At 62.3% G+C, this 18,053-nt stretch carries 18 protein-coding genes; 2 read left to right on the top strand and 16 right to left on the bottom strand.

Features of this window, described 5'->3' with window-relative positions:
- Window positions 1–119: 119 nt before the first annotated feature.
- The 16 genes from eno to AC6CH8_RS01730 form a co-directional block, all read right to left on the bottom strand.
- On the bottom strand, window positions 120–1,400 hold the full coding sequence (gene eno, locus AC6CH8_RS01805) for a phosphopyruvate hydratase (RefSeq protein ID WP_091466077.1): 1,281 nt from the start codon (window positions 1,398–1,400) through the stop codon (window positions 120–122).
- Window positions 1,401–1,516: 116 nt separating this feature from the next.
- Window positions 1,517–2,116, bottom strand: a complete 600-nt coding sequence (locus AC6CH8_RS01800) for a MazG nucleotide pyrophosphohydrolase domain-containing protein (protein WP_498188661.1) — start codon at window positions 2,114–2,116, stop codon at window positions 1,517–1,519.
- 115 nt (window positions 2,117–2,231) lie between these two features.
- Entirely contained in the window at window positions 2,232–3,374 is a 1,143-nt protein-coding gene (locus tag AC6CH8_RS01795) for an adenosine deaminase (protein ID WP_017198716.1), read from the bottom strand.
- 39 nt (window positions 3,375–3,413) lie between these two features.
- On the bottom strand, window positions 3,414–4,103 hold the full coding sequence (locus tag AC6CH8_RS01790) for a DedA family protein (RefSeq protein WP_498188660.1): 690 nt from the start codon (window positions 4,101–4,103) through the stop codon (window positions 3,414–3,416).
- Between the two features lie 192 nt (window positions 4,104–4,295).
- Window positions 4,296–4,946, bottom strand: a complete 651-nt coding sequence (locus AC6CH8_RS01785; protein WP_091466072.1) for a DedA family protein — start codon at window positions 4,944–4,946, stop codon at window positions 4,296–4,298.
- 86 nt (window positions 4,947–5,032) lie between these two features.
- Window positions 5,033–6,343: a thymidine phosphorylase gene (locus AC6CH8_RS01780; protein ID WP_498188450.1), complete on the bottom strand. Its 1,311-nt coding sequence runs from the start codon at window positions 6,341–6,343 to the stop codon at window positions 5,033–5,035.
- On the bottom strand, window positions 6,340–6,744 hold the full coding sequence (locus AC6CH8_RS01775) for a cytidine deaminase (RefSeq protein ID WP_420180479.1): 405 nt from the start codon (window positions 6,742–6,744) through the stop codon (window positions 6,340–6,342). Before AC6CH8_RS01775 ends, AC6CH8_RS01780 begins: the two co-directional genes overlap by 4 nt.
- A gap of 2 nt (window positions 6,745–6,746) precedes the next feature.
- A complete protein-coding gene (locus AC6CH8_RS01770; protein ID WP_420180478.1) occupies window positions 6,747–8,036 on the bottom strand; it encodes an ABC transporter permease in 1,290 nt (429 codons plus the stop codon).
- Entirely contained in the window at window positions 8,033–9,379 is a 1,347-nt protein-coding gene (locus AC6CH8_RS01765) for an ABC transporter permease (RefSeq protein ID WP_454809975.1), read from the bottom strand. Before AC6CH8_RS01765 ends, AC6CH8_RS01770 begins: the two co-directional genes overlap by 4 nt.
- Complete coding sequence (locus tag AC6CH8_RS01760) at window positions 9,369–10,889, bottom strand: ABC transporter ATP-binding protein (RefSeq protein ID WP_179019259.1); 1,521 nt, start codon at window positions 10,887–10,889, stop codon at window positions 9,369–9,371. The genes AC6CH8_RS01765 and AC6CH8_RS01760 overlap by 11 nt, the downstream gene beginning before the upstream one ends.
- 135 nt (window positions 10,890–11,024) lie before the next feature.
- Window positions 11,025–12,131 (bottom strand): BMP family lipoprotein, encoded by a 1,107-nt coding sequence (locus AC6CH8_RS01755; RefSeq protein WP_414698783.1) that lies wholly within the window; start codon window positions 12,129–12,131, stop codon window positions 11,025–11,027.
- 245 nt (window positions 12,132–12,376) lie between these two features.
- Window positions 12,377–13,390: an NADP-dependent oxidoreductase gene (locus AC6CH8_RS01750; RefSeq protein ID WP_498188449.1), complete on the bottom strand. Its 1,014-nt coding sequence runs from the start codon at window positions 13,388–13,390 to the stop codon at window positions 12,377–12,379.
- On the bottom strand, window positions 13,387–13,818 hold the full coding sequence (locus AC6CH8_RS01745) for an organic hydroperoxide resistance protein (RefSeq protein ID WP_091466059.1): 432 nt from the start codon (window positions 13,816–13,818) through the stop codon (window positions 13,387–13,389). The genes AC6CH8_RS01750 and AC6CH8_RS01745 overlap by 4 nt, the downstream gene beginning before the upstream one ends.
- Before the next feature lie 52 nt (window positions 13,819–13,870).
- Window positions 13,871–14,305 (bottom strand): MarR family winged helix-turn-helix transcriptional regulator, encoded by a 435-nt coding sequence (locus AC6CH8_RS01740; RefSeq protein ID WP_498188448.1) that lies wholly within the window; start codon window positions 14,303–14,305, stop codon window positions 13,871–13,873.
- A 121-nt stretch (window positions 14,306–14,426) separates the two neighbouring features.
- Window positions 14,427–15,632, bottom strand: coding sequence for an amidohydrolase (locus AC6CH8_RS01735; RefSeq protein ID WP_091466055.1), 1,206 nt, complete (start codon window positions 15,630–15,632; stop codon window positions 14,427–14,429).
- A 110-nt stretch (window positions 15,633–15,742) separates the two neighbouring features.
- Window positions 15,743–16,876, bottom strand: a complete 1,134-nt coding sequence (locus tag AC6CH8_RS01730) for a mannose-1-phosphate guanylyltransferase (RefSeq protein WP_498188447.1) — start codon at window positions 16,874–16,876, stop codon at window positions 15,743–15,745.
- A 255-nt stretch (window positions 16,877–17,131) separates the two neighbouring features.
- Between AC6CH8_RS01730 and sdhC the strand changes: the two genes are divergently transcribed.
- Window positions 17,132–17,512, top strand: coding sequence for a succinate dehydrogenase, cytochrome b556 subunit (gene sdhC, locus AC6CH8_RS01725; protein WP_011773978.1), 381 nt, complete (start codon window positions 17,132–17,134; stop codon window positions 17,510–17,512).
- Window positions 17,513–17,515: 3 nt separating this feature from the next.
- Window positions 17,516–17,992, top strand: a complete 477-nt coding sequence (locus tag AC6CH8_RS01720) for a succinate dehydrogenase hydrophobic membrane anchor subunit (RefSeq protein WP_026542860.1) — start codon at window positions 17,516–17,518, stop codon at window positions 17,990–17,992.
- Window positions 17,993–18,053: the final 61 nt, after the last annotated feature.

Here is an 18,053-nt window from a genome sequence, read left to right as displayed (position 1 = left end):
GGCGGGTTGCTGCGCTTGCTGTTGCTGACCTGGCCTGTGGTGAACAGAACCGGAGTTAAACAGAACCGGCGGCCATGGTCTTTCCACCATAGCCACCGGTTACGTGTTTTCGCTGAAGGCTAGCCCTTGAAACGCGGGAACGCGCTGCGGCCGGCGTAGCGTGCGGCGTCGTCGAGTTCTTCTTCGATGCGCAGCAGCTGGTTGTACTTGGCAACGCGCTCGGAGCGGGCCGGGGCACCGGTCTTGATCTGGCCCGCGTTGGTGGCAACGGCGATGTCAGCAATAGTGGTGTCCTCGGTTTCGCCGGAGCGGTGCGAGGTAATGGTGGTGTAACCGGAGCGCTGAGCCAGGGAAACGGCGTCGAGCGTCTCGGTCAGGGAACCGATCTGGTTGACCTTGACCAGCAGGGAGTTGGCCGTGGCCGTCTCGATGCCCTGCTGCAGGCGGACCGGGTTGGTGACAAAGAGATCGTCGCCAACAAGCTGGACTTTGTCACCAATGGTGTCGGTGAGGGTCTTCCAGCCTTCCCAGTCGTTTTCGTCCAGCGGGTCTTCGATGGAAACCAGCGGGTAGTCGGCAACGAGCTCAGCGTAGTAGGCGCTCATCTCGGTTGCAGTAAGTGCCTTGCCTTCAAACTGGTAAGCACCTTCCTTGTAGAACTCGGAAGACGCAACGTCCAAGGCAAGTGCGATGTCCGTGCCCGGGGTGTAGCCGGCGTTCTTGATGGCTTCCTGGATCAGGTCCAGTGCAGCGCGGTTGGACGGCAGGTTGGGGGCGAAGCCACCCTCGTCGCCGAGGCCGGTGGAGAGGCCCTTTTCCTGCAGGACAGCCTTGAGGTTGTGGTAGACCTCAACGCCCCAGCGCAGGCCTTCGGAGAAGGTCTCGGCGCCGATCGGGGCAATCATGAATTCCTGGATGTCAACATCGGAGTCGGCGTGCGAGCCACCGTTGAGGATGTTCATCAGCGGAACGGGCAGGACGTGGGCGTTCGGGCCGCCCAGGTACTTGTACAGCGGCAGGTCAGCAGAAGCAGCAGCTGCGTTGGCCACGGCCAGGGAAACACCCAGGATGGCGTTGGCGCCGAGCTTGCCCTTGTTGGGCGTACCGTCCAGGTCGATCATGGCCTGGTCGATGCTGCGCTGGTCAGTGGCGTCGAAACCAATCAGGGCCGGGGAGATCTCGTCGATGACGGCATCAACGGCCTTCTGGACACCCTTACCGAGGTAACGGCCCTTGTCGCCGTCGCGAAGCTCAACGGCTTCGTGCTCGCCGGTGGAGGCACCGGAGGGAACTGCTGCGCGGCCGATCTGGCCGTCGGAGAGCAGGACCTCAACTTCTACGGTCGGGTTTCCGCGGGAATCAAGGATCTCGCGTGCGTGGATGGCATCGATAAGCGCCATGGATGTGCTCCTTATGGGCGAATTACAGGAATGTGGAGGGAAATTCTCAACGTCCTCGTCGCTACTAGCGTAGTCGAGAGTGGCTTACGTTACGGCACAGCTTCCAACTGCTCACGTCATGAAGGCTGCGCCTGGTTGTTCTGAAACGATCGAACTGCGGCACGGAGGGCCCGCTCGGCGTCGAGTCCTTGCTCCCGGGCGCCCGCGACGACGGCGAGCAGCAGCTCCCCCAGCGCCTCTTCCGAGGCCGGGATGACAGGAAGTCCGACGGCGGCCAGTCGGCTTTGGGCGTCAACGGGCATGCCGGCGCGAACTGCCCGGTCGAAGGACTTCTGCGCTCCTGCCAATGCCGGCAAGTGGGGTGGAATCCCCTCGAAGGGGTCCTTCCGCTCCGGCTTCTCCGCGCGTTTGGCGGCGTCCCACTTGACGATGATTTCCTCGACGCTGGCCGGGAAACTCTCCTGCAGGGAACCGTCGGCCTTGAAGACGTGCTGGTTTCGCCGGACCATCTTGGCATTGATGCTGCGCGCCACGTCCCCGAAATCAAAGCTGCCGCGCTCCTCGGCGAGCCGGGCATGAAGCACTACCTGAAGCAGCACATCGCCCAGCTCGCCGCGGAGCTCTTCATCTACAGCACCGGCTTCGATCGAATCAACCACTTCGTAGGCTTCCTCGATCAGGTACTCCACCAGCGACTCGTGGGTCAGGGCGCCCATCCACGGGCAGTGCTCCCGCAAGGCAGCAATTGTCCCCAGCAGCTCCCCGACCTCGCAAGCTCGGCCAGGGACCCCGGCTGCTGTGGGCCCATGCAGCTCCGGGAGGCTGGAATCGTTAGCCGAGGTTGGCGTAGGCATCGTTGATGTACTCAACCAAGGCTTCACGCTCGTCCAGCGGCAGGAACGCTGCCTCGGCCGCGTTGAGCGTCAGCTCGAGCAGATCATCGAGGTCGTAGTCGAAGGTCTCCACCAGGAGTTCGAACTCGTCGGTAAGGGTGACGCCGCTCATGAGGCGGTTGTCCGTGTTGATGGTGACGTTGAAGCCTAGCTGGAAGAGCATGTCCACCGGGTGGCTTTCGATGCCGTCGCCAAAGCCGGAAATGGCGCCTGTCTGGAGGTTGGAGGAAGGGCAGATTTCAAGGGCGATTCCGCGGTCGCGAACCCATGCTGCCACGCTGCCGATGGTCACCATGCCGATGGTGTCCTCGCCGTCGTCGTCGGAGTTGTCCTCAAACTCCACCGAGATGTCCTCGGCAATCCGCACGCCATGGCCAAGGCGCAGGGCACGGCCGTCCACCAGGGCAGACTGGATGCTCTCCAGGCCGGCAGCCTCGCCGGCGTGGACCGTCGCCGGGAAGTTGTTCTCGGCCAGGTACGTGAACGCGTCCTTGAAGCGGGAAGGGAGGAAGCCGTCTTCAGCGCCGGCAATGTCGAAACCGACCGCGCCGTTGGCGCGGTGGCGGACGGCCAGCTCGGCGATCTCCTGGCCACGATCAGCGTGGCGCATGGCAGTGATGAGCTGCCCGACCTGAATCTGCTGGCCGCGCTCTTCGGCGGAATCCATGCCGGCTTCCAGCCCGGTCTGGACTGCTTCCACAACTTCGTCCAGGGTCAGGCCCTGCTGCAGGTGCTGCTCAGGAGCCCACCGGACTTCGCCGTACACGACGCCGTCCTCGGCCAGGTCCTCCACGAATTCCTTGGCGACCCGGAACAGGCCTTCCTTGGTCTGCATGACGGCGACGGTGTGGTCAAACGTTTCGAGGTAGCGGACCAGCGAACCGGAGTCAGCGGATTCACGGAACCATTCACCCAGCGCCACCGGATCGGTGGAGGGCAGGGTGTGGCCGGCGGCCTCAGCCAGCTCGATGATGGTGGCCGGGCGGAGTCCTCCGTCCAGATGATCGTGGAGGGAAACCTTGGGAAGGCTCTTCAGATCGAAGTCAAGGGCAGGGGCAGCGTCAAGAATGGGCTCAGTCACGTACTAAGACTAGTCCCCACTGCCGCCCTCGGCAGGTCCTTAGCCGGAAGGATTGGAGAGGTCGGCCCCGGCAACTGCTTTTTGCGACAGATTCGGCTCCGCTGCGGGATCTGCATTGCTTGCGGCCGCTTCACGGGCCTGATCCTTCTTCTCAAGGTACTTGTGCCACCAACGCAAGGCATGGTCCACCACGATACCGAGGACCACGGCGAAGGCCACTGCAATTCCGACGCCGAGGAGCGGGTTGTGGTGCACCCACTGACCTGCGAGCAAGCCAATGCCGATTGAGTAGCCAACCCATGTGATGCAGGCGAAGGCGTCCAGCCAGAAGAAGGTGCGGTGGCGGAATCCGGTCTGCCCGGCGACGTAGTTCACCGCTACCCGACCCCACGGAATGTAGCGGGCGGTGAAGATCAGGACCGCACCGCGCTTGTCCAACTCGTACTGTGCCCACGCGAACATTTTCTGGACCTTGGGTCGCCGCATCCACTTCCAGCGGGTGAGGCCGATCTTGCGGCCCAACATGTAAGCCATGTTGTCGCCGGCCATGGCACCTACCAACGCAGTTGCACCCAGAATCCACAGGTTGGGTTCTCCGCTGTGAAGGGACAGCGCCGAGAGGCCCACAATGGCTGTTTCGCTGGGGAGAATCGTGGCGAATCCGTCAATGAAAAAGAAGACCAGAAGTACCGGGTATATCCAGGGCTGCCCGGCTGCATGCTCGAGCATTTGATTCAAAAACTCCACGCGGGGGTAGCTCCTAGACGAATGTGACTTGACGATGTGACGGAAGTCGCTCTAGTGTCCCACGGCCGGGACGTCGTTCGCTACGTCCCAGCCTTGGGATCACACGTTTAACGCTATCGGTTTGATGAGGTTGTCGTCGTCAACCGCCAGGCTGATCTTCCGGGGCATGAATCGTCATACCGTGGGTGGAGTCGGGGCGTCTTCCTCAGGAATGTTCTTGCCATCCAACGGCACTGATCCCCGGACTTTGCTGATGATGCGATCGATGATGATTCCCAGGATCACGGCTACCACGATCGCTATGACGGCACCCAGCAGGTGGTTGTCCTCGAACCAGACACCGAAGAAGTACCCGAGGATCACCGAATACGTTGCCCACAGGACGGCCGACATGGCGGTCAGGGCTACGAATTTGCGGTGGTGGAAGTGCGTTGCGCCGGCCGTCAGGTTGACCGCCACCCTGCCAATGGGGATGAACCGGGCCACCATGATGAGCGAGGCTGACCGGCGTCGAAGTTCCTTGCCCGCCCAACGAAAGGCGCCCTGCATCCGCTGGGTGCGCATCCAGCGCCAGCGTTGGATGCCAATGCGGTGTCCAATGATGTAGGCGATGTTATCCCCGGAGAACGCACCGATAGCTGCCATCAAGCCCAGCAGCCACACGTTGGGTGAGCCGCTGCTGCCGGACACGGCACTCAGGCCCACCACCACGGATTCGCTGGGGATGGGCGGGAAGAAACCATCAATCACGCAGCAGGCCAGCACCAGGACCAACACCCACGGCTGTTCCGCCGCGGCGAGGATGAAATCGTTGATGCCCTGCACGGTTTCCTTACGATAGCCGGCTCCCCCACAGGCGCCGGATGGCTAGTGTCCCGGGCTGTTCGAGGAACAGCCCGGGACACTTAAGCCTAGGCGATGCGGTCGATGATCAGCTGATGCGCCGGGCGTGACCCTTCAGGAGCAATCACTACGGCACTCTGGAGCGCTTCCTTGGCCCTGTCGAACTTTTCCGGGGTGTCCGTCAGGAGCGTCATCAGCGGTTCCCCGGCACGGACCAACGCGCCGGGCTTGGCGTGCATGCGGACACCTGCCCCGGCTTGAACCTGGTCCTCCTTGCGGGCACGGCCAGCACCCAGGCGCCAAGCGGCAACACCAACAGAAAGGGCATCAAGTTCCACCAGGACACCGTCCGCTGGAGCGTAGAGGACCTCGGACTCCTTTGCCACCGGCAGCGCGGCCCGGGGATCTCCACCCTGTGCTTCGATCATCCGGTTCCAGACGTCCATGGCCCGACCGTCCTTCAGGGCAGCGGCGGGATCGGCATCGTGGATGCCGGCACCGGCCAGCATCTCCTCGGCCAGGCGGACGGTCAGTTCGACGACGTCTTCCGGACCGCCGCCGGCAAGGACCTCCACTGATTCCTCCACCTCGATGGCGTTACCCGCGGTCAACCCCAACGGTGTGGACATGTCCGTGATCAGCGCGACGGTGTGTACGCCTGCGTCCTTGCCCAAAGCCACCATGGTCTCTGCAAGCTCCCGGGCCCGTGCTTCGTCTTTCATGAAGGCGCCCGAACCCACTTTGACGTCCAGCACCAAGGAGCCTGTTCCTTCGGCGATCTTCTTACTCATGATCGAGGAGGCAATCAGCGGGATGGCTTCCACCGTTCCAGTGACGTCACGCAAGGCATAGAGCTTCTTGTCCGCGGGTGCGAGCCCTGAACCTGCAGCACAGATGACTGCGCCCACGTCCTGGAGCTGGGCCATGATTTCGTCGTTGCTCAGGTTGGCCCGCCACCCAGGGATGGCCTCCAGCTTGTCCAGCGTCCCGCCGGTGTGGCCGAGGCCGCGGCCCGAAAGCTGTGGAACCGCGACGCCGAACACTGCCACCAACGGCGCCAGCGGCAGCGTGATCTTATCCCCCACGCCACCAGTGGAGTGCTTGTCGCTGGTAGCCTTCCGGCCGCCGTCGGGCCTTGTCAGGGACGAAAAGTCCATCCGCTCGCCGGAGGCGATCATGGCCGATGTCCAGCGTGAAATCTCGGCGCGGTCCATGCCGTTCAGCAGGATGGCCATGTTCAGCGCCGCCATCTGCTCCTCGGCGATCACGCCGCGGGTGTAGGCATCAATGGTCCAGTCGATCTGCTCGGGAGTGAGCGTGCCCTTATCCCGCTTGATGGAAATGATCTGGACGGCGTCGAACGCTTCAGTGGTGGTCACGTGGTTTCCTCCAGATGTTCGGGACCAAAGGCGTCAGGAAGTACCTGGTCCATGGATTTGATTCCCTGCGTTGTCATGAGCTGCATTCCGGGCGCCCTGAATTCATAAAGCAACTGGCGGCAACGCCCGCACGGCATGAGGATGTTGCCTTGCCCATCCACGCAGTAGAACGCGGCGATTTTGCCGCCGCCTGTCATGTGGAGCTGGCCGACCAGGGCACATTCGGCGCAGAGAGTCAGCCCGTAGCTGGCGTTCTCAACGTTGCAGCCGCTGACGATCCGGCCGTCCTCGGTGAGCGCCGCAGCCCCCACCGGGAACTTGGAATAGGGCGCGTACGCCTGTTGCATTGCCTGTTTAGCCGCGTCTTCCAAGGCCCGCCAGTCGATATCTTCCGCTGGCATCGTCAACCCTTCACGTACGGTATGCCGCTTGCGGCCGGTGGCCGCGACTTACCTACCAGGCCGGCGACGGCGAAGATGGTCACCAGGTACGGCAGCATGGCCATGAACTGGCTCGGTACCGGGGTGCCGATGATGCCCAGGATGGACTGCAGGTTGTAGGCGAAGCCGAACAGCAGCGAGGCCAGGAACGCGCCGATCGGATTCCAGCGCCCAAAGATCAGGGCAGCCAAGGCAATGAAGCCGCGGCCACCGGAGATGTCCTTGGTGAAGGAGTCGATGGTCACCAGTGTGAAGACGGCACCACCGATACCCGCAATGGCACCACCCAACGTGACGTTCCAGAAACGGGTTGCGTTGACGTTGATACCCAAGGTGTCAGCAGCCTGCGGGTGTTCACCCACGGCCCGGACGCGGAGGCCCCAGCGGGTCTTGAACAAGCCGAACCACACCACGGCCACCGCAATGTACATGAGATAGCCAGCGATGGACTGCTCGAACAGGATGGGCCCGATGATGGGGATGTCCGAAAGCAGCGGGATCGGCAGGATGTCCAAGCGGCCCGGGGTATTGAACTGTTCCTTGTTGGGCACCATCAACGTGCCGTACAGGAAGCCTGTGAGGCCGGAGACCAACACGTTCAAAACCACACCGACGATGATCTGGTTGACCAGGTATTTGATGCTGAACACGGCCAGGACCATGGACACAGCAGCACCCGCCGCAGCGGCTGCAATCAGGCCGATGTAAGGGCTGCCCGTCATGGTGGCCACCAAGGCGGCAGTGAATGCTCCGCCCAGGAGCTGCCCCTCGATGGCGATGTTAACAACGCCCACACGCTCACAGAGCACGCCGGAGAGCGAGCCGAAGACCAGTGGGACAGCAAGTGTTACCGAGCCGGCAACGAGACCTGCCAGCGAGATGGAGGGCTGGCGGGCGCCTGCCACGATCCAAACAAGCAAGGCGAACACGAACACCACTGCAAACGCGATGGGCAGCCACTTGGGCGACCGCTCTCCTTGGGTCCAGAGGTAGATCGAGTAGGCGGCCATGGCCAGCAGCAGGATGCCGAGGACAATTCCGCCCACCTGTCCCGGAATCATCAGGGCAGGGACCGCAACGGCGTCGCCAGCGTCGCTGATCTTCATCTCTGCTGTCTGGTCCGGGCCAAGGAATCCGAAGAAGACCAATGCTATGAGCGCCAGGATGCCGAGGGTAAGCGGAACCTTCATGGAAGGCCGGAACGCCGGCAGGGCCGTTGATCCCGACTTGGGAGCGGTGGTTGTTGCGCTCACTTGGCACCTCCGGTGGCGTTGGCAAGGGCAGCTTTCGGGGCGGCCTTCGGTGTCTTGTTCTTGTTCTTCTTCTTGGGCTCAAGCCGGAAGATCGAACGGATGAGGGGCGGCGCGGCGATGAAGAGCACAATGAGCGACTGCACCACCAGCACGATGTCGATGGGCGTTCCGGTCTGGATCTGCATCTGTACTGCGCCTGCACGGAAAGCTCCGAACAGCAGTCCGGCAAAGAACGTCCCCCACGGTGTACTGCGTCCCAACAGCGCAACAGTGATCGCGTCGAAGCCGATCTGGGCAGCGACGCCGCCTGTCAGCACCTTTTCGGTGCCGGCTACTTGGGCAATACCACCGAACGCGGCGAGGGCGCCGGCCATGGCCATCACCAGGATGGTGGCGCGGGATACTTTGACGCCGGCGGTCCGCGCTGCGACGGGGTTGGCACCGACGGCACGGAACTCGAAGCCGATGGTAGATCGGTTCAGCAGCCACCACACACCGTAGGTCAGCGCGATTGCCACGAGGAAGCCCACGTGGAGTCGGGATCCGGGGATGAGGACGGGATACGTTGCCGATTCATCGAGGCGTGGCGAAATGGGGCTGTTGTCCCCCGGACGCCGGAACGCAGCAGTGTTCAGCAGGAAGTCGAGCAGGAACAATGCCACATAGTTCAGCATGATGGTGACGATGACTTCATGCGCGCCGGTCCGGGCCTTGAGGATACCCACAATTGCACCCCACAGAGCTCCACCCAGGACGCCCATGATGATGACTACCAGCAGGTGCAGGCCGAACGGCAGGTGCCAGGCAAACCCTACGTAGGCAGCGAGGGTGGCGCTGATGATGATCTGCCCCTGGGCACCGATGTTGAACAAGCCGGCGCGGAATGCAAGTGCAACGCCAAGGCCGGCACAGATCAGCGGGGTTGCCACGGTCATGGTTTCGAGCAAGGGCTTGAAGCCTTCACGTGGATTGAACACAGCGCCTTGGAAGAGTGCAACGTAGCTCTCGGTCATGGCTGTCCACAACGCACTCAGGAAGTCCGTGGGGCGTGCGAACAAGTAGCCCGCGGTTTTTGCCACCTGGGCGTCCGTGCTGGCAATCAGCAAGCCGCCGAGGAAGAGCGCCACAATGACCGCCAGGACGGAGACAAAGCCGCTGCCCATCACGATCCGGCGCATGAGGCTGCCTTGCTGGTGTCCCGGGTCCCCACTTTGGGAGGAAACGGGCACTATGGAAGGTTCCAGCGTCCCTCCGGCGGTGTCCAGGGCGACGTCTGCCGCCCGCACTTCAGAGGTGGATTCCCCGGGTGTTTGGTCTTTGCCTGACTCGTCTTTAGTTGTCATCGGAGCCTCCTTCAGGGCCGACGCCGGCCATCATCAAGCCAAGGGTGTCGCGGGGTGTTCCAGCAGGGACAATGCCCACGAGCTTGCCTTTGTACAGCACGGCAATCCGGTCGGCGAGCTCAATGACCTCATCAAGCTCAGTGGAAACGATCATGACCGGCGTTCCGACGTCGCGCTCGGCAACGATGCGCTTGTGCAGGAACTCGATGGAACCAACATCCACACCGCGTGTGGGCTGGCTCGCGATAAACAACCGCAAGGGCCGGGACAGTTCCCTGGCCATGACCACTTTCTGCTGGTTGCCGCCGGACAAAGTTCCGGCAGCCGATGCCGCGGACGGAGTCCGGATATCAAATTCCTCGATCTTGGCCTTCGCGTGCTCCGCAACCTTGGCAGGCTTCATGCTGATGCCACTGGCGAACGGTGCTTGGTCGTAAAGGTCCAGGACCAGGTTCTCTGCCACGGAGAACGGCCCAACCAGCCCGTCTACCGTCCGGTCCTCCGGAACAAACCCGACGCCGGAACGCAGCACGTCCTTGACGGGGAGGCCCAGCAGTTGCTTGCCATCAAGGGTCACGGAGCCGGTTACATGCTCCTGGACACCCAAGATGGCTTCGGTCAGTTCCGTTTGGCCATTGCCTTGGACACCGGCGACGGCGAGAATCTCACCTTGGGCGATGTCGAAGCTGATTCCGTCCACCACATTGGTGCCGTTCGCCGCGCGCACTGTCAGGTTTTCCACCACGAACGTGGTTTCCTTAGGCTGCGCGGGAGCTTTGTTCAAGCTCAGGCTCACCGGGCGCCCAACCATCATGGACGCCAGTTCCGTGGCTGACGCAGTGGGAGGCGCATCTCCCACCACCTTGCCGCGGCGGATGACGGTGATGACGTCCGAGACAGCCTTCACTTCGCGCAGCTTGTGCGAGATGAAGACGATGGACGTGCCGCCGGCTTTGAGTTGCCGCATGATGTCCAGGAGTTCATCGGTTTCCTGAGGCGTCAGAACCGCGGTGGGCTCGTCCAAAATGAGGACTTTCGCTTCACGCACCAGCGCCTTGATGATCTCGACGCGCTGTTGCACGCCCACGGGGAGGTCCTCCACCAAGGCGTCGGGATCGACGTCGAAGCCGTATTGATCGGAAATCTCCCGGATTTTCTTCCGGGTTTCGTCGATGCTGAGCACACCGCCGAACGTGGTCGGTTCCGCGCCGAGGGCAACGTTTTCCGCCACGGTAAAGACGGGGACCAGCATGAAGTGCTGGTGCACCATGCCGATGCCGGCCGCCATCGCGTCACCCGGTCCACGGAAATTGACCGGCTGGTCATTTACAAGGATCTGGCCGGCTGTTGGCTCGTACAGCCCGTACAGCACGTTCATGAGGGTTGATTTGCCGGCACCATTTTCGCCGAGGAGGCAATGGATCTGGCCGGATTCGACCACGAGGTCGATGTCTTGGTTGGCGTAGAAGGTCCCGAAGGCTTTCGAGATCCCCTTCAATTCGAGTTTCACAACTCCCACCGTTCTGTGAGTCCGAGGGACGGCTGTACTGCTCCAAAGCCATTGGCTTTGAAGCCCAGCGTAGTCAGGGCAAAAACGCGCCGCCAGTACCGGGACTCGGTACTGGCGGCGCGTCCAGGAATTGATTTACTTCTTGGGGCTCGCTGCCGATTCGACAACCAGCTTGCCGGAGACGATGTCAGCCTTTAGGGCATCGAGCTCGGACTTGGTTTCAGCGGTGACAGCGGAGTCGAGATCGTGGAACGGAGCGAGGGCAACGCCATCGTTCTCCAACGTTCCGACGTAGGCTTCGTTGTTGAACTTGCCTTCCGTGTCGTCCTTCACCACGGCTTCAACAGCTTCGCCCATCTGCTTGACCACGGAGGTCAGCATCAGGTCCTTGTACTCGGGAGCGGTGAGGTAGCCATCGGAGTCAACCCAGATGAGCTTGACGTCCTTGCCGGCAGCCTTGGCTTCCTTCAAAGCAGCACCTGCACCCTTACCAACCGGTCCGGCTACGGGCATGATGATGTCCGCGCCCTGGTCCAGCAGGTTGATGGTGACCTGCTTGCCGGTGTCCTGCTTCTCAAAGTCGCCCGTGAACGAACCGTCCTGGGTGTTCTTGTCCCAGCCAACAACCTGTACTGACTTGCCCTTGGCCTTGTTGTAGGCCTGTACGCCGTCGTAGAAGCCGTCCATGAAGATGGTAACCGTGGGGATCTTGATGCCGCCGAAGGTACCCACCTTGTTGGTCTTGGTGGTAGCTGCAGCCGCGTAGCCTGCAAGGTATGCAGCCTGGGCCGTGTCATAGACGATCGGCTTGACGTTGGCGATCGGAGTCTCGTACGTGTAGTCGACGATCGCGAAGTGCTTGTCGGTGTTCTTCTCTGCGGCGGCCTTAGTGGCATCGCCCAAAAGGAAGCCAACCGTGACAGTGAGGTTACAGCCTGCGGAGATCATGCCGTTGAGGTTGGTTTCGAAGTCGCTGTTGGCTTTGGATTCGGCCGACTTTACCGTGATGCCCAAATCAGACTCTGCCTTCTTGAGGCCCTCGAACGAGGACTGGTTGAAGGACTGGTCGTCGAATCCGCCGGAGTCCGACACGATGCAGCCAGTAAAGTCACTCTTGGTCGCCCCGCCGGATCCGGCGTCGGGAGCCTGGCCGCAGCTGGTCAGCAGGAGCGCTGCTGCACCGAGGGTGGCAACACCGGCCATTGAACCGCGCTTCAGGGTGGCACGCAGTGGTTTCTTCAATTTTCCTCCAGGAAGAAAGTGATTGGCGCTACGACGGATGGTCAATGAGTGTCCGTTTCCTATACCTGAGGCAGAAATTCTGTTTTCACTGATGCTCGCAGCTGCGCCGAAGCGCATTAATGAAACCAACACTAGTGGCCTGCAACACACCCAGCTACCACAAATGATCACTCCAGGTCAGATTGTTGACCTTTTGTTACCAAGCAGTAGCCGGGTGCGCAAGTCACACGCGTTTCACGCGTGAACTAGAGGCGAACCAGCATCTTTCCCGTGTTCGCACCGTCCAACAGGTCCATGAATGCCTGCGGTGCATTCTCCAGTCCGTCCACGATTGTTTCGTCGTAGCTGACGGACCCATCGGCCAGCCAGCCGGCCATCTTCTGCGCGAACTCGGGGGCGTGCTGTCGCTGCCCGCCCACCAGGAATCCGCGCAGGGTGAGCTGCTTGCCGATGGCCACAGCCAGGTTCCGCGGCGCCACCGGGGGCTCCGTGGCGTTGTACTGGGCAATCGCACCGCACATTGCTACACGGCCGCCAACCGTGAGCGTGGCAAGTGCTGCTTCGAGGTGCTCGCCACCGACGTTATCGAAGTAGACGTCAATGCCGCGCTCCCCCGCTGCTTCCTTCAGTTGGTCCAGAACGGGAGCATCGTTGTAGTTGAACGCAGCATCGAAGCCGAGCTCCAGCAAGCGGGCAACCTTCTCCGGCGATCCGGCGCTGCCGATGACCCTGGAAGCACCCATGGCCTTGGCGATCTGGCCAACCATCGAGCCGACCGCACCTGCCGCCCCGGACACGAAGACCACGTCGCCCTCTTTGAACTCAGCGACCTTCAGCAACCCGGCATAGGCGGTCAGGCCTGTCATGCCAAGCGCGCCAAGGAACGCCGAAGTGGGGGCCAACCCCGACGGAACCGGCGTAGTCGCGGCGGCGTCCACCACCGCGTGCTCGCGCCAGCCAAGTTGATGCACGACGACGTCACCCACCTTGTGCGCGTCCGAACGGGACGCGATGACCTCACCTACCGCACCGCCGTCGAGCGCTGCATCCAGGCGAAACGGCGCCGAGTACGACTTGACGTCATTCATACGGCCGCGCATGTAGGGATCCACGGACATGAACTGGTTCTTCACCAGGAGCTGGCCCTCCGCGAGCTCGGGTAGCGGCGCTGTTGCCAGCCGGAAGTTCTCCGGAGCAGGGCGGCCAACCGGGCGGGAGGCAAGCTGGATTTCGCGGGTTTCGGTTGCCAGGGCGCTCATGCTGCGAACTCCACGAGCTTGAGGTCTACGGCCATATTGCCGCGCGTTGCGTTGGAGTAGGGGCAGATCTGGTGCGCCTTGGCCATCAGCTGCTCCGCAGTACCGCGGTCCAGGGCAGGCAGCGCGATTTCCAGCTCGGCGGCCAGTCCATATCCTTCGCTGTCCGTCAGCGCACCGAAGTGGACTTTGGCGGCAACGGCAGAGTCGCTGAGGTCAACGCGTTCCTTGCGACCCACGAGTCGCAAAGCCGAGTGGAAGCACGCGGCGTAGCCGGCTGCGAACAGCTGCTCAGGATTGGTTCCTTCGCCGTTGCCCCCGAGCTCCACGGGGCTGGCGAGGGCGACGTCCAGCTTGCCGTCGTTGGTGCGGGCGTTGCCGTCGCGGCCTTCGCCGGATGCCAGTGCCTCGGCGGTGTAAAGAGTCTTCATGGTGTTTCCGTTCTCTTTGGGAATGGATGTCCCGGGATTTTCCGGAGGTTTGTCAGAGTGAGCTGTTCAGCGCTGCCGTGAGCTTGCCGAGCGTTGCGTGTAGCTGCTCGATCTCATCGGGCGATAGGCCGGCGGCGTCAGCGAGACGTTGGGGTACGGCCCGTGCTCGGTCACTCAAGGCGGCGCCTGCCTCGGTGAGGACCACGTCCACCCGGCGCTCATCTTCGGCCGAGCGGTGGCGTTCCACCAGCCCCATGGCCTCCAGCCGCTTGAGCAGGGGCGACAAGGTGCCCGAGTCGAGGCCCAGTTCAGCACCGAGTTCGCGGACGCTGCGCGGTTCCTGCTCCCAGAGGACCAGCATCACCAGGTACTGCGGGTACGTCAGGCCAAGGTCCTCCAGCACAGGACGGTAGACCGCCGTCGCCGCTTTGGATGCCGAGTACAGCGCAAAGCAGACCTGGTGGCGGAGGCGGGGTGCATCACTCATGACTAAAACGATAGTGCACAATTCAATTGTGCACAACCTATCCCGGCCCCCGCACCCAACTGAGTCGCATTTAAGCGCGTTCTGACAGCTCAAAACGCGCTTAAATGCGACTCAGTTGGGTTTACTGTTCGAGGTCGCGGATGGTGCGGAGGGCAGCGGCCGTCAGGACACGGATGGCGTAGCCGAGTGCGCGCTCGTCAACGATGAAGTCGCCACGGTGGAGGTCGTACTCTTCGCCACCGGGGGTGTGCGTGCCCAGGCGCATCATGGCCCCTGGCAGGTCGGCCAGGAACCAGGCGAAGTCCTCGCCACCCATGGATTGCGGAGTGAGGACCACCGCGTTTTCGCCGAGTTCCGCGCGGGCAGAGGCTTCGATGAGGGCCGTTTCATGCTCGGAGTTCACTACGGGCGGCACGCCGCGGGTGTGTTCAAGATGGACGTCCACGCCGTAGGGCGCGGCGACCTGCCTGACGACGTCGTCCAACAACTCCCCCGCGCTATGCCAGGCATCCCGATCCAGGCAACGCATGGTTCCGGCCATGTAGCCGGAGCCCGGGATGGCATTCGGTGCGGAGCCGGCCGAAATTTGCCCCCACACCACCGATACGCCGCTGCGGACATCCACCCGACGCGAAAGGACAGCCGGCACGTTGACCGCTATTTGCGCCAACGCGAAGACGAGGTCCTCGGTGAGGTGCGGACGCGACGTGTGTCCGCCGCGTCCGGAGAGCTCAATCTTGATGGTGTCCGAGGCGGAGGTAATGGCACCGATGCGGGTACCGATCTGGCCCACGTTGATCCGGGGATCGCAGTGCAGCGCCAGGATACGCGGCACGCCTTCAAGCACTCCCTGCTCAATGCAGGACAGTGCGCCGCCCGGCATGGTTTCCTCGGCAGGCTGGAAGATGATCCGGACCGTGCCCCCCAGCGGATTGTTCTTGTGCATCCGTTGCAGCGTGAGGGCGATGCCGAGCATGGCAGTGGTGTGGACGTCGTGGCCGCAAGCGTGGGTGACACCATGGTTCTTCGACGCGAACGGCAGGCCGGTTTCCTCAATGATCGGCAGTGCGTCGATATCCCCGCGAAGGGCTGTGGCAATGGGGCCCTCGCCCACGTCCACCGTCAGTCCGGTCTCCTCCAGGCGCCGCGGCTTCAGCCCGGCTGCTTCAAGGCGCTCCACCAGCTTGTCGGTGGTGCGGAACTCCTTGAAGGAAAGCTCGGGGTGCGCATGGAGGTCACGCCGGAAGTCGATGAGTCCGGGAAGCAGTTCATCAACCCAAGGACTCACAACGGGAGCGGGCTCGGTTTCAGTCGTGTAATTGCGCACGTCACAACTCTAGCCATGCGCGGCACCCGAAGAACGAAAGCCACCTCTTGGTTACGCTGCGTTCAGACGCAGGACAACCAAAGAGGTGGCTCACGGTATAAGCAATTGCTTTACAGCACGTCCGTGTCTCCACTGGCTTTAAGGGCGTCAACAGTGCCCTTGACCAGTTGGGCGTGTTCCTTGGTGGTGACCAGAAGTGCGTCCGGCGTGTCCACAATGACCACGTCCTTGATACCGATCAACGCGATGACGCGCTTGGTATCGGACACCACCACGCCGCTGGCGTTCTCCGCGAAGACGCGTGCGCCCTCGCCAAGCACCGTTACTTCGTCGACGTCGCCTGCGTTGTTGAGGCGCCCGATCGCGGCGAAGTCGCCGACGTCGTCCCAACGGAAAGTGCCAGGCACGACGGCGACGTCTCCAGCTTCCGCTGCGGGCTCAGCCACGGCGTAATCGATGGCGATTTTCGGCAACGTGGGCCACACGCGCGACGTCACTTCCGAGCGCTGCGGCGTGTCCCAAGCGTCGGCGATTTCCTGAAGGCCCTTGAACAGCTCCGGCTGGTTGGCCTCAAGGTGCTTGAGCATAAGAGCCACCGGAGCGACGAACATGCCGGCATTCCAGACGTAATCCCCGGCTTCGACGTACTTGTTGGCCACTTCCTGGCTAGGCTTCTCGACGAACTCCGCAACGGCAAGCGCATTCGGGGCGCCCTCAACAGTCAGTGCCGCACCGGAGCGGATGTACCCGAATCCAGTGGAGGGATGGGTCGGCTTGATGCCGATGGTGACGATCTTGCCGGTGGCCGCAGTAAAGATCGCCTCGCGCACGGTCTCCTGGAAGAGATCGTCCGGGCTGATGACCTGGTCCGCAGCAAAGGACCCCATGATGGTGTCCGGATCGCGTCGGTAAAGGATGGCTGCGGCGAGCCCGATGGCGGCACCGGAGTCCTTGGGCTCACTTTCCAACACCAACTCGTCATCCCCCACTTCGGGGAGCTGGCGGCACACGGCGGCGCGGTGCGCTTCGCCGGTAACAACAAGGACCCGTTCACCAGCCAAAGGTTCCAGGCGGTCATAGGTAGCCCTCAACAACGTGCTGCCGGAACCGGTCAGGTCGTGGAGGAACTTGGGCGCAGCGGCACGCGAGAGTGGCCATAGCCGGGTCCCCACACCGCCCGCCGGAATAACCGCATGGAAGCGGTTCAATGGCGATTCCGGGTATTTCGCGTCTTCTGTACTCACCGCAACACTTTATCCTGTGCCGGGCGGCAAGCCCCCGCAGCAGGACACACGTGTGGCGTTCGTCTCAGGCAGTGCCGAAAATCGCCTGAATATCGGCAGGAAACATGGAATTAACAAGCAGAGAAGCCCGTCCTAAATTGAATATGCTGTTAGCGAAGCCTAGATTTAGGCGTGAGCTACGAGTGCTCTCGCAGCAGGCGTTCCCCCCGCGTGGATCCCATGCCAGCGCCGCTGTGTTGCAGGAAGGTTTAATCAGTGCCGACAAAACCAGCTGGCACCTTGTACCGCGGCCGTGAAGGCATGTGGTCCTGGGTTGGACACCGCATTACAGGTGTAGTGATCTTTTTCTTCTTGTTGGTCCATGTGCTGGACACCTCATTGGTGCGCGTGTCCCCTGAGGCCTACACCGCCGTCATTGGCGCATACAAGAACCCCCTCATGGCCCTGGGTGAAACGGGCCTGGTCGCCGCGATCATTTTCCACGCCTTCAACGGCCTGCGCGTGATCGCCATCGACTTCTGGAAGAAGGGCGCGAAGTACCAGCGCCAGTTGCTGTGGGTCGTGCTTGCGCTGTGGCTTGTCACGTTCGCAGGCTTCGCCATCCGCCACCTTTCCCTCGCGCTGGGAGGCCACTAAGCCATGACAACCATCGAATCCCCACGCAGCGGAAAAATCGGCTCCGGGAAGATCGCTCCGAAGTACAACCGCACCGGCTCCAGCCGTGGCAACTTCGAAATGATCGCCTGGCTCTTCATGCGTCTGTCCGGCATCGTCCTGGTGGTGCTGATCTTCGGCCACCTGTTCGTGAACCTGCTGGTGGGCGAGGGCATCCATGCAATCGACTTCGGCTTCGTTGCCGGCAAGTGGGCCGATCCCTTCTGGCAGTTCTGGGACCTTGCCATGCTGTGGCTTGCCATGCTGCACGGCACCAACGGCGTCCGCACCATCATCAACGACTACGCCGAGAAGGATTCCACGCGCTTCTGGCTCAAGATGGTCCTCTACGCGGCCACCCTGGTCATCATCATCCTCGGCACGCTGGTGATCTTCACCTTCAACCCGTGCCCCGTCGTCGACGGCGTTCAGTTGCCTGGCGGTTTCTGCCCGGCCCCGTAGCGGCGCCTTCCGGCCGCTCCCTGGAGTAAGCCGGTTCGCCTGACGTAGCGGAGCAGCCTCC

Source organism: Paenarthrobacter sp. GQ52 (assembly GCF_059759005.1).
Note: the sequence above shows the minus strand (reverse complement) of the source record. Positions and strands in the feature narration are given on the sequence as shown.

Excerpts from the sequence above, each read along its gene's own strand:
- eno (WP_091466077.1), bottom strand. The coding sequence starts at position 1,400 with ATGGCGCTTATCGATGCCATCCACGCACGCGAGATCCTTGATTCCCGC.
- AC6CH8_RS01800 (WP_498188661.1), bottom strand. The coding sequence starts at position 2,116 with ATGGGCGCCCTGACCCACGAGTCGCTGGTGGAGTACCTGATCGAGGAA.
- AC6CH8_RS01790 (WP_498188660.1), bottom strand. The coding sequence starts at position 4,103 with ATGCTCGAGCATGCAGCCGGGCAGCCCTGGATATACCCGGTACTTCTG.
- AC6CH8_RS01775 (WP_420180479.1), bottom strand. The coding sequence starts at position 6,744 with ATGCCAGCGGAAGATATCGACTGGCGGGCCTTGGAAGACGCGGCTAAA.
- AC6CH8_RS01765 (WP_454809975.1), bottom strand. The coding sequence starts at position 9,379 with ATGACAACTAAAGACGAGTCAGGCAAAGACCAAACACCCGGGGAATCC.
- AC6CH8_RS01750 (WP_498188449.1), bottom strand. The coding sequence starts at position 13,390 with ATGAGCGCCCTGGCAACCGAAACCCGCGAAATCCAGCTTGCCTCCCGC.
- AC6CH8_RS01745 (WP_091466059.1), bottom strand. The coding sequence starts at position 13,818 with ATGAAGACTCTTTACACCGCCGAGGCACTGGCATCCGGCGAAGGCCGC.
- AC6CH8_RS01740 (WP_498188448.1), bottom strand. The coding sequence starts at position 14,305 with ATGAGTGATGCACCCCGCCTCCGCCACCAGGTCTGCTTTGCGCTGTAC.
- AC6CH8_RS01720 (WP_026542860.1), top strand. The coding sequence starts at position 17,516 with ATGACAACCATCGAATCCCCACGCAGCGGAAAAATCGGCTCCGGGAAG.